Origin of the sequence: Ensifer sp. R-19 (assembly GCF_049905105.1) — a bacterium.
Classification (GTDB): Bacteria; Pseudomonadota; Alphaproteobacteria; order Rhizobiales; family Rhizobiaceae; genus Ensifer.
Map to the genome: position 1 here is coordinate 1,426,230 of NZ_CP184569.1, position 15,092 is coordinate 1,441,321.

At 62.7% G+C, this 15,092-nt stretch carries 11 protein-coding genes; 5 read left to right on the forward strand and 6 right to left on the reverse strand.

Features of this window, described 5'->3' with window-relative positions; genetic code table 11:
• Positions 1-59 precede the first annotated feature (59 nt).
• Positions 60-1,352 (forward strand): hemolysin family protein, encoded by a 1,293-nt coding sequence (locus tag ACN9MO_RS07025; protein ID WP_057255910.1) that lies wholly within the window; start codon positions 60-62, stop codon positions 1,350-1,352.
• 311 nt (positions 1,353-1,663) lie between these two features.
• On the opposite strand, the gene glp is transcribed toward ACN9MO_RS07025, so the two are convergent.
• The 5 genes from glp to ACN9MO_RS07050 are packed head-to-tail and all read right to left on the reverse strand — an operon-like array spanning position 1,664 to position 7,124.
• Positions 1,664-2,875, reverse strand: a complete 1,212-nt coding sequence (gene glp / locus ACN9MO_RS07030; RefSeq protein ID WP_057255912.1) for a molybdopterin molybdotransferase MoeA — start codon at positions 2,873-2,875, stop codon at positions 1,664-1,666.
• Between the two features lie 4 nt (positions 2,876-2,879).
• Positions 2,880-3,368, reverse strand: a complete 489-nt coding sequence (moaC, locus tag ACN9MO_RS07035; RefSeq protein WP_057255914.1) for a cyclic pyranopterin monophosphate synthase MoaC — start codon at positions 3,366-3,368, stop codon at positions 2,880-2,882.
• Entirely contained in the window at positions 3,368-4,183 is an 816-nt protein-coding gene (trpC, locus tag ACN9MO_RS07040; RefSeq protein ID WP_112996234.1) for an indole-3-glycerol phosphate synthase TrpC, read from the reverse strand. Before trpC ends, moaC begins: the two co-directional genes overlap by 1 nt.
• Before the next feature lie 16 nt (positions 4,184-4,199).
• Positions 4,200-5,213, reverse strand: coding sequence for an anthranilate phosphoribosyltransferase (gene trpD / locus ACN9MO_RS07045; RefSeq protein WP_057255919.1), 1,014 nt, complete (start codon positions 5,211-5,213; stop codon positions 4,200-4,202).
• An 18-nt stretch (positions 5,214-5,231) separates the two neighbouring features.
• Complete coding sequence (locus tag ACN9MO_RS07050) at positions 5,232-7,124, reverse strand: peptidylprolyl isomerase (RefSeq protein ID WP_113133129.1); 1,893 nt, start codon at positions 7,122-7,124, stop codon at positions 5,232-5,234.
• 349 nt (positions 7,125-7,473) lie between these two features.
• On the opposite strand from ACN9MO_RS07050, the gene ACN9MO_RS07055 reads away from it, so the two are divergent.
• Entirely contained in the window at positions 7,474-9,120 is a 1,647-nt protein-coding gene (locus tag ACN9MO_RS07055; RefSeq protein ID WP_057255922.1) for a Na/Pi cotransporter family protein, read from the forward strand.
• 10 nt (positions 9,121-9,130) lie between these two features.
• On the opposite strand, the gene ACN9MO_RS07060 is transcribed toward ACN9MO_RS07055, so the two are convergent.
• Complete coding sequence (locus ACN9MO_RS07060; RefSeq protein ID WP_057255924.1) at positions 9,131-10,897, reverse strand: hypothetical protein; 1,767 nt, start codon at positions 10,895-10,897, stop codon at positions 9,131-9,133.
• A gap of 244 nt (positions 10,898-11,141) precedes the next feature.
• On the opposite strand from ACN9MO_RS07060, the gene glmU reads away from it, so the two are divergent.
• The 3 genes from glmU (at position 11,142) to ACN9MO_RS07075 (ending at position 15,085) form a co-directional block, all read left to right on the forward strand.
• Positions 11,142-12,512 (forward strand): bifunctional UDP-N-acetylglucosamine diphosphorylase/glucosamine-1-phosphate N-acetyltransferase GlmU, encoded by a 1,371-nt coding sequence (gene glmU / locus ACN9MO_RS07065; protein ID WP_112996231.1) that lies wholly within the window; start codon positions 11,142-11,144, stop codon positions 12,510-12,512.
• Between the two features lie 249 nt (positions 12,513-12,761).
• Positions 12,762-14,588, forward strand: coding sequence for a glutamine--fructose-6-phosphate transaminase (isomerizing) (glmS, locus tag ACN9MO_RS07070; protein WP_112996230.1), 1,827 nt, complete (start codon positions 12,762-12,764; stop codon positions 14,586-14,588).
• Positions 14,588-15,085, forward strand: coding sequence for a GNAT family N-acetyltransferase (locus ACN9MO_RS07075; protein WP_057256082.1), 498 nt, complete (start codon positions 14,588-14,590; stop codon positions 15,083-15,085). Before glmS ends, ACN9MO_RS07075 begins: the two co-directional genes overlap by 1 nt.
• The last annotated feature ends 7 nt before the right edge of the window (positions 15,086-15,092 follow it).

The window sequence follows — 15,092 nt, forward strand, 5'->3', positions numbered from 1 at the left end:
TTATCTGGTGATTGGTCGTTCCCAGCGGAGCGGCTTTCGTCAACGGTGATCTGGAGACCATGTCCGAATTTTTTGTCATTTTCGTCCTGCTTTTGATTAATGCATTTTTTGCTCTCTCGGAAATGGCAATCGTCTCGGCAAGCAAGCCCATGCTTCGCCAGATGGCAAAACAGGGAAACGCCCGCGCCGAGGTTGCGCTGCGGCTGGCGGAAGATCCCGGTAAATTCCTTTCCACGGTACAGGTCGGCATTACGCTGGTCGGCACGCTGGCCGGCGCCTATGGCGGTGCGACTATCGCTGCCAAGATCGCACCGACCCTCGATGAAATCGCCTGGATTCATCCCTACGGAAATACGGTCGCCGTCGCGCTCGTCGTCACCCTGATTACGTTCCTCTCGGTCGTGATCGGCGAGCTTATCCCGAAGCAACTGGCACTGAAGAATTCCGAAGCGCTGGCGATGTTCGTCGCGCGCCCGATGCATCTTCTGTCGCGGATCGCGGCTCCGATCGTCTATCTGTTCGAAACGGCCGCATCGGTCGCCATGCGCCTCCTCGGCATGCGCCCGGATGATCCGGACCATGTAACGGAGGAGGAAGTCCACGCGATCATGGCCGAGGGTGTCGAAAGCGGCGCGATCGAGAAGTCGGAGCACGAGATGCTCCGCCGCATCATCCGGCTTGGCGACCGCAACGTGAAGTCGATTATGACCCACCGGACCGAGGTGAGCTTCATCGACGTCAACGACAGTCTGGAGACGGTGGGCCGCAAGATCGGCCAATTCAACCATTCCCGTTATCCGGTGGTCGATGGACCGAGCGGCGACGTGCTTGGCGCCGTCCTAGCGAAGGAGGTCCTGAACGCCCCGACCTCCAGTCCGTTCGATGTGCGCAGGTACATAAAGGAAATCCACACCTTGCCGGAGACGGCTTCCTGCCTAAAGGCACTGGAAGCCTTCAAGTCGTCGAGCATCAATTTGGCGATGATCGTCGACGAATATGGCAGCACCGAAGGCATCATCACCATCGCCGATATCCTCGAAGCGATCGTCGGCGTGTTGCCGTCGAACTACGACGACATCGAACACGCGCTGATCCGTGTGCGTGAGGATGGCAGCTACCTCGTCGACGGCCGCACGCCGATCGACGAAATTCACCTGACGATCGGCATCGAAGGCATCGATGCCGACGGTAACTTCGAGACAATCGCCGGTTTCCTGGTGCAGCAGCTGCGCAAGACGCCGGAGGAGGGCGATATCGCCATCGCTCACGGCTACCGGTTCGAGGTAATCGACATGGATGCACGCCGGATCGACAAGATCCTGGTCAGCCGAAGCGACGAAGCGGCCAACTGATCCAGTCCATGAAACGTGTCGAGGGGGCCGGGGGCGCAGTTGCTCTCGGCGCGAGGCGGTAGCGTCGCTATGGATTGCCTCACCCGCCGCAAATGCAAAAGGCCGGGCTAAACCCGACCTTTTTCCAGATCACCGCGGGTCCGCTAGTACATCCGTAGTCGGAGGTCCTCGGCGGTGGTAGCTTGCTTGTACAGAGTTATGATGTCGGCGCCATGACACCAGCCACGGCTCCGGAGCAGAAATGAGTCCGTCCAGTATCGGCGACGCTTGGTCCGCCGGTCCGCGGATGCCAGCAGAATTGACAAAGCGGTTCAGCGAAGCCTGAGGATGTCGCAGGATGCGCCCTGGGGTGCTTCTGCAGCGTGCGGCCGGCGCACGATCAGGCAGTCGGACTGGGCAAAGACTTTCATCATCGACGAATCCTGCCGCGAGAACGGATGGGCAATGAGGTCACCATCCTCACCCTTAGTGAGCCGCGCGCGCACATAGTCCTGCCTGATGTCGTTGGCGGGCAAGGCGCTTGCAAGTTTCGCCGTCGTCATGCGTTCGCGGAACGGTAGCTGTGCGAGCTTGCGTGTCAGCGGCTCCAGGAACAGCAGCGCGCAAACGAGGCTCGAGACCGGGTTGCCGGGGAGGCCGAGCACGGTCGTAGCTCCGAGCTTGCCTACCATCAGTGGCTTTCCCGGCCGCATGGCGATGCGCCAGAAGTCGAGCGTCATGCCGCAGGAAAGTAGAGTTGCCTGAACCAGGTCATGGTCGCCGACCGACGCGCCGCCGAGCGTGACAAGCACGTCGACATCGGCTGCTTGAGCCCGCGCGACCTGAGCGGCGATTGCCTGCTGGTCGTCGGCGACAATGCCAAGATCGATGACCTCCGCGCCATTGTCGCGCGCGATTGCCGCGACGCCGAAGCTGTTCGAGGCGATGATCTGGTCCGGCCCCGGCTTGCTCCCGGGAGGCAGAAGCTCGTCGCCGGTCGCAAGGATTGCGATCTTCGGCCGCTTGAAAACGGGGAGATTCGCGTGGTTCATGCCCGCGGCCAGCGTCAGTCGCCCGGCATCGAGTAGGTTACCAGCCGATAGCGCCTTTTCGTCCTGAGCGAAGTCCTGTCCGGCCAAGCGGATATGGCGGCCCTTGCCGGGCACGAACTTGGTGCGGATCCGGTCTTCCGGCCGGCGCTCGGTATCTTCCTGGATGATCACCGTATCGGCACCGGCGGGCAGGGGGGCTCCGGTGAAGATGCGGACGGCCTCTCCAGGCCCCACCTCTCCCTTGAAGCCATGGCCGGCAGCCGATTGGCCGATCACAATAAGTTCCGCGCCAGCGGTCTCGATATCCTGATGGCGAACCGCATAGCCGTCCATCGCCGAATTGTCGAAGGCGGGATGAGTGACGAGTGCCGAGATATCCTCGGCAAGGACGCGGCCGACAGCGTCGTGAAGATCGACACGCTCTGCCAGTGGTCTCGGGGTTGCGCTGTCGAGAATTCGGTCGAGTGCATCTTCGACGGACAGCAGCGACATGACCTCAGTTCCCTTCGCGCCGAAAATCGCCGGACCGACCGCCGGACTTGCTGACCACCCGGATCCCGCCGATCTCCATTTCCCGATCTGCGGCCTTCGCCATATCGTAGATGGTAAGGCACGCGACGCTCACAGCCGTCAACGCTTCCATCTCGACGCCCGTGCGGCCGGTGAGTTTGGCGAGTGCCTCGACCCGGAGGCCGGGAAGCGTGGGGTCGGGCGTGATGTCAACGGCAACCTTCGTCAGCATCAGCGGGTGGCAGAGCGGGATGAGATTGGCGGTCTGCTTGGCGGCCATGATGCCGGCGAGCCGCGCGGTGCCGATGACATCGCCCTTCTTCGCATCGCCTTCGAGAATGAGCGTCAGCGTTTCCGCCTTCATGCGCACATGGCCCTCGGCGACCGCAATGCGCACCGTCTCGGCCTTTTCGCCGACATCCACCATGTTCGCTTCGCCGCTGCCACCAAGATGCGTGAGCGTCGGCTTACCCATCACTCGGCCGCCAATGTGTTTGCAGCGCCGGTCAGCAGGGTACGCGTGGCCGCTTCCACATCGCTCTTGCGCATCAGGCTTTCGCCGACGAGGAAGGTGGTGATGCCGCTCTTTTCCAGGCGCTGGCAATCCTCATGGGTGAAGATGCCGCTTTCGCCGACCAGCAGCCGGTCGGAAGGGACCATGCCTGCTAGCTGCTCCGAGACGGCGAGGTTGACCTCGAAGGTGCGCAAATTGCGGTTGTTGATGCCGACGAGGGGGGAGGCGAGCTTGAGCGCCCGTTCCATTTCCTCGGCGTCGTGCACTTCGATCAGCACATCCATGCCAAGCTCGAAGGCCGCATCTTCAAGGCGGCGGGCGTCGTCGTCGCTGAGCGAAGCCATGATCAGCAGGATGCAGTCCGCGCCCCAGGCCCGAGCCTCGAACACCTGGTAGCTTTCGAACATGAAGTCCTTGCGCAGTGCCGGCAGGCCGCAGGCCGCGCGTGCGGCTTCCAGAAAGGCCGGTGCACCTTGAAAGCTCGGCGCATCCGTGAGTACCGAGAGACAGGCGGCACCACCAGCTTCGTAGGCCTTGGCAAGCGCCGGCGGGTCGAAGTCCGGGCGAATGAGCCCCTTGGATGGGCTTGCCTTCTTGATCTCCGCGATCAGCCCGAATGTGCCGGCGGCGCTACGCGCGGTGAGCGCGGCGTGAAAGCCACGCGGCGCAGACTGTTCGGCGATACGCGCCTTGAGTTCGGAAAGCGGCGTCTGTGCTTTCGCGGCCGCGATCTCGTCGCGCTTGTAGGCTTCGATCTTGCGCAGGATATCCGTCATCGTTGCCGATCCTTCCTCAGGCTGCGTTCGAAACGCTGATCAGGCGCTGCAGCGCCATCTTGGCGCCGCCGCTCGAAAGCGACTGGCGGGCGAGTGCCATACCCTCGCCGAGGTCTTTCGCCCGTCCTGCTATCATCAGCGATGCGGCTGCATTGGCAAGGGAAATGTCCCGATAGGGGTTCTCGGCGCCATCGAGCACGGCCTGGAGCGCAACGGCATTGTGCGCGCCGTCGCCACCCTTCAGTACATCGAGCGTCACCGTCGGAAGCCCGAAATCGGCCGGCGTCAGCGTGAAAGTCGAGATCTTGCCGTCTTCGAGGGCAGCGACCTGCGTCGTCCCGGTCGTGGTGATCTCGTCGAGACCTTCGCCGTGAACGACCCAGACATTTTTGGAGCCGAGATCGCGCAGCACCTCCGCGAGCGGCTGCACCCACTGTGGCGCATAGACGCCGACCAGCTGTCGCTTGACGCCCGCCGGATTGGAGAGCGGGCCGAGCAGGTTGAAGATCGTGCGCGTGCCAAGCTCCACCCGCGTCGGGCCGACGTGGCGCATTGCCGAATGATGCTGCTGTGCAAACATGAAGCCGACGCCCGCCTCGCGAATGCACTGCGAGATAGCTTCCGGGCCGATGTCGAGCTTGACGCCGAGGCACGAGAGCGCATCGGCGGTGCCCGACTTCGAGCTCAGCGCGCGGTTGCCGTGCTTGGCAACCGGTACACCGGCGCCGGCGACGATGAGCGAAGCGAGCGTCGAGATGTTGTAGGTGCCGGCGCCGTCGCCGCCGGTTCCGACGATATCGATGGCATCATCAGGTGCATCGACCGGCAGCATGCGGGCACGCATGGCGCCGACCGCGCCGACGATCTCATCGACCGTTTCGCCGCGCACGCGCAGCGCCATCAGGAAGCCACCGATCTGCGATGGCGTCGCGGCCCCCGACATGATGATTTCGAAGGCGGCACGCGCGTCTTCGCGGTTCAGCGCCTCACGGGCGGCCACCTTGGCGACGAATGGCTTCAGATCACTCATCGTTTGTTTCCTCGAAGCCTATCGTTGCGCAATTGCGGTTTCGCCGAGCGTCTGGTTGATCGTCACGCCATAGGCGGCCTGCAGCGTGGCGACCATTTGATCGACAATATCTGCACCGCTCACGCCGGCCAAAGCCTCGATCTGACGGCTATCGTCCTGCAGGGCATCCGTCGGGCCGCCATCCTCGACCGCCGTCACCTGCAAGAGCACCTGGCCTTCGCCACCGATGCCGGCGGCGTTGGTGACAAAACCGTTCGGGCCCGAGAAGGCAGCGACGACAGCCGCCGGGCTAAGGGCGGCGTCCGAAGTGGAGCGCATCAGGCCGGACTTCGTTTCGACGGCGAGGCCGAGTTCATTGGCAATGTCGGCAAGCTTTGCACCCTGCGCGAGACGCTGCTTCAGCTCACCGGCCTTTTTGGCAAGTGCTGCGCGCTGCTGTTCGGCCATCCAGTCGGCGCCGACTTCGTCGCGAGCCTCGTCCAGCGTGCGATCACGCGCGGGGGTAACTTCATCGAGGTCGAACCAGACATAGCCGTCGCGGCCGACATTCACCGGCAGGGTTTCTGCGCCGACATCCGCCTTGAAGACTTCCTGCAGAAGGGCTGCCTGCTCTGGCAGACCGGCAACGTCGTCGCCGTTCTTGTCCTTGCCGGTTGCATCGATCGCATCGATGGTCACCAGCTTCAGCTTGAGCTGGTCGGCCACTTCCTTGATCGGAGCCCCGGAAGCGCGCTCGTCCTCGATCTTGTCGTGGAGGCGCATGACTTCTTCGCTCGCCGCGGAAAGCGCGATGTCCTTGCGCAGCTCTTCCTTGACTTCGTCGAAGCTGCGCACCGCTTCCGGCCGGATATTCGTCACGCGGAGAATGACCGGGCCGAAGGCTCCGTCGACAACCGGAGATACGCCGCCGTCTGCGGCAACCGCGAAGGCCGCCTCGGCGACCTTGGCATCAGGCACGCGATCCTTGGAGAATTCGCCGAGAAGAACGTCGGCCGACGTCTTGCCTTCGGCTTTCACCAGATCGTCGAAGCTCGTGCCGGACGAGAGCTTGGCCGCTGCGGCGTCAGCCGCTGCACGCGACGGGAAGGTAAGCTGCTCGATGGTCCGCGTCGCAACGGTGCGGAAGCTCTCCTTGCGCCGGTCATACTCGGTGCGCATCTCATCTTCCGTCACGGCTGCGGTGTCGGCGACGTCGACCGGCTCGAGCTTTACATAGCTGACCTTGCGGTATTCGGGGGCGCGATAGTTTGCCTTGCGGCCATCGTACCAGGGCGTCAACACGTCGTCGCCCGGTGCCTTCACAGCGTCGATATTGGCGTTCGAGAGCAGCAGGTAGTCGACCGTCCGCTTTTCGTGGCGGTAGGCGCCGATCGCGTCGGTCAGCACCTTGGGAGCGGCATAACCGTCCGAGAGGGCATCGACGATCTGCGAACGGATCGCGGTCTGGCTCTGGCTGTTGATGTAGTCCTGTTCGCGCAGGCCGGCGTTGCGCAGAACGCTGGAGAACGTCAGACGGTCGAACTGGCCGTTGACGCTGTGGAACGCCGGATCGTCGGCGATCAGCTTGGCCAGCCGGTCCTGCGACAGCCCGAGGTTCATGTCGTCTGCAAGCTGGTCGAGAGCAGCGCCGGCGACGACCTGCGAATAGACCCGCTGTTCGATGCCGAAGGCGCGTGCCTGTTGTGGCGTCAGCCGCGTGCCGAGCTGGCGGGAGGCCTGAGCCAGCATGGTTTCATAGGTAAGCCGGAACTCCGGCGCCTTGACCTTGACGTCGCCGACGACCACCACCGCATCCGATTGGTTCGTCATCGTCAGAGATGAGCCGCCCCACACCATGAACGACAGCACGAGAATGACTAGCAGGCCTTTGACAACCCAGGTCTGGGCGGCAGTTCTCAGGAATTCGAGCATGGGGGCAGAAACCTCGTTGCAATGCGGCGGCCATTGGCCAAACGAATTCGTTCCTTAAAACAAACGAAACAGGAAATGAAGGGTTGTTTGCCGCAAATTGCGCGCGCTCACGGGATCGTTGGTCGATCCCGATCGCCCGGTTTTCAATGGTTGCCACCGGCGCATTGCAGCGCGCGCGTGAGATCGCCGGTCAGCCCGCCAGCCCATCGGGCGCGCGCGGTACAATCCATGTCGGATTCATTAGCCGGCAATTGAAATTTATCTGTCAGATTGTGTCGAATACGCCTTGGAACTGTGCTTCTGTTGCACGGTAAGGGGCGATTCTGAAGACCCCGCAGGAAGGCATGCCATGCAGTCGACAATCGTGATGGTCAATCTTTTTGGAGCAGTCGCACTGCTGCTCTTCGGCCTGTCGCTCGTCAAGGACGGCGTGACACGCGCCTTCGGTGCGCGCTTGCGCGCCGGTCTCGCCCAAGGAACCAACGGGGCCGTACGCTCGTTCGCGACCGGACTTGTGGCGACGCTGGCCCTGCAGAGTTCGACGGCCACCGCCTTGATGACCGCTTCCTTCGTGGAGAAGGGGCTCGTGCGCTCGCGCATGGCGCAGATCGTGCTTCTCGGGGCCAATGTCGGGACAGCCATGACCGCCTGGATCGTCGCGACCGGCATCGAGTGGCTGTCGCCGCTCGTGATCCTCGTCGGCGTAGTTCTGCACCGTGCCAGCCGCTCGAACGCCCGCCAGGGTCTCGGGGCGGCCTTTGTCGGCATCGGCCTCATGCTGCTGTCGTTGCATCTGCTGGGCTCGGCGACCGAGCCGATGCGTGATTCTCCGGCGCTCGCCGCGTTTCTCGGCATGCTCGACAGCGCCTGGCCCGTCGCGCTCATCATATCTGCCGGGCTTGCCTTCGCTTCATCTTCCAGCCTGGCGGTCGTCATGCTGGTCCTGTCGCTTTCGTCTGCGGGCATTCTCACCGTGGGGCTGACGGTGGCGCTCGTGCTTGGCGCGAACCTTGGAGGAGCGATCCCGCCGGTCATGGCGACCCTGGCTTCTGCCCCGTCCGCGCGCCGCGTCACTCTCGGCAATCTCGTCATTCGTGCGGTCGGCTGTTTGATTGCGCTGCCGCTGACCAGCATGAGCGTCGAGTTCCTGCAGAGCCTGCCGCTGCCGCGCCAGAACCTGCCCGTCGATATCCATCTTGCCTTCAATCTCGCCGTCGCGATCCTCGCCTGGCCTTTTGCCGGGCTATTGTCGCAACTGATGGTCCGCTTCATTCCCGATACGGAGACGGAAGAGAGCGGGCCGCGCTATCTCGACGAAAATGCCCTGCACACCCCGGTCATGGCGCTTTCCGGAGCGACCCGCGAGGTGCTGCGCGTGGGCGACCTGGTCGAGATGATGCTGATGCGCGCAGCCAATGCTTTCGAGAACAACGATCTCTCCGATATTCGCGACATCGCCAAGTTCGAAAAACAGGTCGACCAGCTACAGCAGGAAGTGAAGATCTTCCTGTCGCGCTTGGGGCGCGATGGTTTGAGCCAGGAAGACGGCCGGCGCTCGATCGTCATCATCGACTACGCCATCAACCTCGAGCATATGGGCGACATCATCGAGAAGGGGCTCTGCGATGAGATCGCCAAGAAGGTCAACAACGGTCTGAAGTTCTCGGAGGAAGGTTATCAGGAGCTGAAAAGCCTGTTCAATCTTACGATCGACAATCTTCGCGTTGCCCAATCCATCTTCGTCAGTCGCAATGCCGATCTCGCCCGCCAGCTCATCGAGGTGAAGGTGAGCGTTCGCCACATGGAGAAGCGTTCGGCCGAGCGGCACATCGAGCGGTTGCGCGACGGGCTGGTTCAAAGCCTGCAGACCAGCTCGCTGCATCTCGACATGCTGCGCGATCTCAAGCGCGTCAACGCGCATATCGCGTCCGTCGCCTATCCGATCCTGGAGGAGAGCGGGCTTTTGACCGAAAGCCGTCTCCGGCCCGAAGCCTAATCGTCAGATCTCAAGAGCCACTGGCGGCGGGCGCCGCGGCCTTTAATTCATTGCGGATGAAGGCGTCATAGCATTTCGTCAGCATCACTCGGGTGTGGCCGGGCTCGAGGCTCGGCTGATAGAGCGAAAGCAGCATGCGGTTTACGTTGGTGACCGGACAAGTCGGTACGAGCGCGATGTCGAGTGACCGGATAGCGGCGCGGACATTTTCATCCGGCGGAGGGACAGCACGGAACGGATCGGCACCGATGGCGACATGTTCCGGCGCGCGGCGATCCATCAGCCAGGGAAAAGGATTGGTGAAATCGACGTTGAGGATCGTCTCGAAACGTACGCCATTTGCCGTTTCATAGGCGCGCATCGCATCGATGGCTTCATCCACATTGGTCAGCCAGCCGGCCTGGAAATCGAAATCGCTGTAAAGCAGGAAAGACGGTAGCTCGCCGGCATCCGCCATGGCATCGAATGTGGGGCGATGCGCCGCATAGATATCGCGCAGGCGCTCGGCGCGCAGTGCGAGAATCGGCCGTAGATTGACTGCCCCCATCGTTTTGAGGTTTCGGCTCTCGAGCGGCACATTGTTGACGGCGCCGATCCAGGCGCGAGCGCTCTTTTGAACAATGGCGCTGGCCGGCGGCAGGGCGGCCGCCAGGGCAAGAATGGCCACTGTGATCGCACGTGGCTTGGGCGCGGCACCGCTGACCTCGTCGACAACGATCTTGAGCAGCAAAGGCAGCAGAAAGATAAAGGCCTGGCTGCCGGTGTTCTGGCTTTCGAAAAGAATGCCGGCGAAAACGAAGGCCGCCAGCCAAAGAAACGATTGGTCGAAGACGTCCGCGAGTGCCGATGCAGAGGGGTTCCCGCCAAGTTGTCGCAAGGACCGCGCAAAGGACAGAAGGTGCGCCACGAAAAGCACCAGCGCGAGCAGTCCGGCCGGAATCAGCAGGCCGGCATTGAGCGACGCCGCCTGCAGCAGACGCGGCAACAGGCTGCCGTCATTGACGGCCAGCAGCGCAAGGATGTCGTCGATATAGGCAGACACCGCGCCCATCGAAATCTCGACCACGGCCAGCACGGCGAAGAACAGCAACGCTACGGCTACCGCTGATTTGAAGGGGATACGGCCTGCGGCAAATGCCACTAGGCAAAGAACTGTGCCAGCGATAACGCCCGTGATCTTCACGAAAAAGAGAGCGGCCATCGCCGCTGCAACGACGACCACGAGAATACGACGGTCGCGAACATGAACCAATGCCGCTGCCAGCACGTAGAGGAGCTGGCAGACCTGGCGGTTGTAAATGCCGAAGCCATCGGAGCCGGGGTAGGGGTAGAAATCGCCGGTGTTGAACGGCACCACCGAGAAGACCAGGAACGGCAGCAGGATCGCATAGGCAAGGAGCGCAGAGCGCTTTTGCACGTCGAAGACGACGAGCGCGATCGCCGGCCCGGTGACGAGCAGCAAGCACCAGCTCGCCAGCAGCAACGGCTGGCCGTTGGGAAAGATGCCCTGGAGACCCGTGAACAGGTAGTAGCCAAGCGCGCCAACGGGCGTGAAGAAGTCGACTGACGGCACTTGCCCGTCTCGTATGCGGTTGGCGGCATCGAGATAAAGGTAGTGATCCCAGAACATCGGGCCGATCGGCTGCCGGATCGTGATGGAGAGCAGGAGCGCGAGCACGCCGAGGGTGACGACAAGCAAGAACAATGGTGAGCGGACGAAGGTGAGGGCCACGCTCGCCTGTCGTGCCTGTACATCCAGTTCGGTGCGGCTATGCATTGCAGTTTCGTTCCCCCCGGGGAGCGATGCACCCGCACTGCTTGCTGACACAGGCTCCGCGCCTTCTTATGCCATCATCCGGTTTTAAGCCGGTTAATGCGACGTGATTGTGAGAATTATGCTTCTCGCAATATCTTGGCGATACCACAGCGCCGAATCGTGCGTGATTTTGTACTTGAGGCGATTTCGATTTAAGAAATTGTGCAGGGGGCGTCGGCCTCGGAAAGACCAAGGAGACTATTGTATGGAACGGACGTGCCTGGCCATCATTCTGGCTGCGGGTGAAAGCACGCGGATGAAATCGTCCATGTCGAAGGTGCTGCATCCGGTCGCCGGCCGGCCGATGATCGCTCATGTCGTCCAGGCGCTGGCAAGCGCTTCGATTTCCGATATCGCCCTGGTGGTCGGTCGTGATGCGGAATCGGTTTCGGCGGCGGCCGATGTCGGCGGCGTGTCGGTCTCTTCCTATCTGCAGAAGGAACGGCTGGGCACGGGTCATGCAGTGCTGGCCGCGCGTGACGCCATAGCGAAAGGCTATGACGATATTCTCGTCGTCTTCGGTGATACGCCGCTGATCAAGCCGGAGCCGCTGAAGGCCGCACGTGATGGCCTTGCCGCCGGCAACGACGTGGTGGTGATCGGCTTCGAGGCGGCGGATCCGAGCGGGTATGGACGTCTAATCGTCAAGGACGGTGCCTTGCTCGCCATTCGCGAGCATAAGGATGCGACCGACGAAGAACGCCGCATCACCTATTGCAACGGTGGACTGATGGCGATCGACGGCCGCAAGGCGCTCGATCTCCTCGGGCGCATCGGCAACGCCAACGTCAAGGGCGAATATTACCTGACGGATCTCGTCGAGATCGTGCGCGAGATCGGCGGGCGGGCGATCGCCGTCGAGGCTCCTGAGGAGGAACTGACCGGCTGCAACACACGCGCCGAACTCGCCTTCATCGAGCGGCTCTGGCAGCAGGGGCGGCGCCACGAGCTGATGTTGTCGGGCGTATCGATGATCGCGCCGGAAACGGTGTTCCTCGCCTGGGATACGGTGCTTGAGCAGGATGTGCTGGTCGAGCCGAATGTCGTCTTCGGTCCCGGCGCGCGCGTCGAGAGCGGTGCGATCATCCACGCTTTCTCGCATGTCGAGGGCGCGACGGTCCGGGCAGGGGCGACAGTTGGTCCCTTCGCTCGGCTGCGCCCGGGCGCCGATCTTGGCGAAAAGTCCAAGGTCGGCAACTTCTGCGAGGTCAAGAAGGCGGAGATCGGCGCCGGCGCCAAGGTCAACCACCTGACCTATATCGGCGACGCCTTCGTCGGCGCGGGTTCGAACATCGGGGCCGGTACGATCACCTGCAACTATGATGGCGTGAACAAGCATGAGACCCGCATCGGCGAAGATGCCTTCATCGGGTCGAATTCGTCGCTGGTCGCACCGGTGACGATCGGCGATGGCGCCCTGGTCGCCTCGGGCAGCGTGATTACCGAGGATGTTCCGGCCGATGCCGTTGCCTTCGGCCGCGCGCGCCAGGAGATCAAGCCGGGTCGGGCGCGGCTGCTGCGCGAGCGCTACCTGGCTGTGAAGGCGGCCAAGAAAGCTGCGAAAACGGCCGAATAGATCTACAGCGCCGCGCGCCTTATCGGATGCGCAAAGGTCGCTGTAGCGCTTTGATTGCTGCAGGTTTTCTTGCCTGAATCGGTTGCGATTCAAGGAAGCCTGCGGAGCGTTAAATACTGAAACCGAAAGTGAAATCGGGGCGGATTGCCTCGCTCGACAAATGCTTTACCAAGGCAGCGCAACGGGCGGGACATCCGCCCTTATCGGCTGAGGCGCCACGACGGGCGCGGGGACAAATCGGAGACGACTATGTGCGGTATTGTTGGCATCGTTGGCAACCAGCCGGTATCGGAGCGCCTGGTTGATGCGCTGAAGCGCCTCGAATACCGCGGCTACGATTCCGCCGGCGTTGCGACCATCAATGGCGGAGCGTTGGAGCGCCGGCGTGCCGAGGGCAAGCTCGTCAATCTCGAGATCCGGCTTCGCGAAGAGCCGCTCGCCGGCACGATCGGCATTGCGCACACGCGTTGGGCGACCCATGGCGCGCCGACCGAGCGCAACGCCCATCCGCACTTCACCGACGGTGTCGCCGTCGTCCACAACGGCATCATCGAGAACTTTGCCGATTTGAAGGACGAACTGATCGCCGACGGCGCCAAGTTCGAGACGGACACCGACACCGAGGTCGTGGCACATCTGCTCTCCAGGTTCCGCCGCGAGGGCCTTGGCCGGCGCGAGGCGATGCATGCGATGCTCAAGCGGGTCACCGGCGCATATGCGCTCGCCGTGCTCTTTGAGGACGACCCGTCGACGATCATGGCGGCGCGCAACGGCCCGCCGCTGGCGATCGGCCACGGCAAGGGCGAGATGTTCCTCGGCTCCGACGCGATCGCGCTTTCGCCCTTCACCAACGAGATCACCTATCTGATCGATGGTGACTGGGCGGTGATCGGCGCAAACGGCGTGCATATCTTCGATCTCGCCGGCAATGCCGTTGATCGCCCGAAGCAGATCTCGTCGGCCGCCGCCTACATGATCGACAAGGGCAACCACCGGCACTTCATGGAGAAGGAGATCTATGAGCAGCCGGAGGTGATCGCGCACGCGCTCAGTCACTACATCGATTTTGCCGGCAACCGCATCAAGGCACTCGGCGGCACGATCGATTTTGCCAAAGTTCCGAGTCTCGCAATCTCCGCTTGCGGCACGGCCTATCTTGCCGGCCTCGTCGGCAAATACTGGTTCGAGCGCTATGCCCGCCTGCCGGTGGAAATCGACGTCGCTTCCGAGTTCCGCTATCGCGAAATCCCGTTGTCGCCGCAGTCGGCAGCACTGTTCATCTCGCAGTCGGGCGAAACCGCCGACACGCTGGCTTCGCTGCGCTATTGCAAGGAGCTGGGCTTAAAGATCGGCGCCGTCGTCAATACGCGCGAATCGACGATCGCCCGGGAGTCGGACGCCGTGTTCCCGATCCTCGCCGGTCCGGAGATCGGTGTGGCCTCCACCAAGGCCTTCACCTGCCAGCTCGCGGTGCTGGCGTCGCTCGCGATCGGCGCCGGACGCGCCCGCGGCACGGTCAGTGCAGACGAGGAGCAGGTGCTGGTTCGCTCTCTCGCCGAAATGCCGCGTACCATGGGCCAGGTGCTGAACGCGATCCAGCCGCAGATCGAGCTTCTGTCGCGCGAGCTGTCGAAGTGCCGCGACGTGCTCTATCTCGGCCGCGGCACCAGCTTCCCGCTGGCGATGGAAGGCGCGCTGAAGCTCAAGGAGATCTCCTATATCCACGCCGAAGGTTATGCCGCCGGCGAGCTGAAGCATGGACCGATCGCGCTGATCGATGAAAACATGCCGGTCATCGTCATCGCGCCGCACGACCGCTTCTATGAGAAGACGGTCTCCAACATGCAGGAAGTGGCTGCGCGCGGTGGCCGGATCATCCTGATCACCGACGAGAAGGGGGCCGCCGCCTCCAAGCTCGAAACTATGGCGACGATCGTGCTGCCAAATGTCGACGAGGTCGTCGCGCCGATGATCTTTTCTCTGCCGATCCAGCTGCTTGCCTACCACACCGCGGTGTTCATGGGCACAGACGTCGACCAGCCCCGCAACCTCGCCAAATCGGTGACCGTTGAGTGATCTACGTCCGGCATGAGCGCCCAGGAGATGAGAAGGGGATCCGCGAGGTGACCGCGGCCGCCTTCGAAGGGCATCCGCACAGTGATCAGAGCGAGCCCCTCATCATCGAACGCCTGCGCGAAGCCGGGGCGCTCAGCGTGTCTTTGGTTGCCGAGATGAACGACGAGATTGTCGGGCACGTCGCCTTCTCGCCCGTCACTCTGACGCCGGCAGAATCCGGCTGGTTCGGGCTTGGGCCTGTGTCGGTCAAGCCGGACGTTCAGGCACAGGGCATCGGCAGGCAGTTGATCCGCGAGGGCCTCGAATGGCTGCGTGCCGAGGGTGCCTCTGGCTGCGTCGTCGTCGGCGATCCTGCCTATTATCAAAAGTTCGGTTTCCGCAACGAATCGGCTCTTGTATTCCCCGGTTGTGCGCCGCAATATTTCATGGCGCTGGCTCTTTCCAGCGCGATGGCGGCTGGCACGGTCGCCTATCATCCGGCCTTTGGGGCCGAGTGAGGTTAAG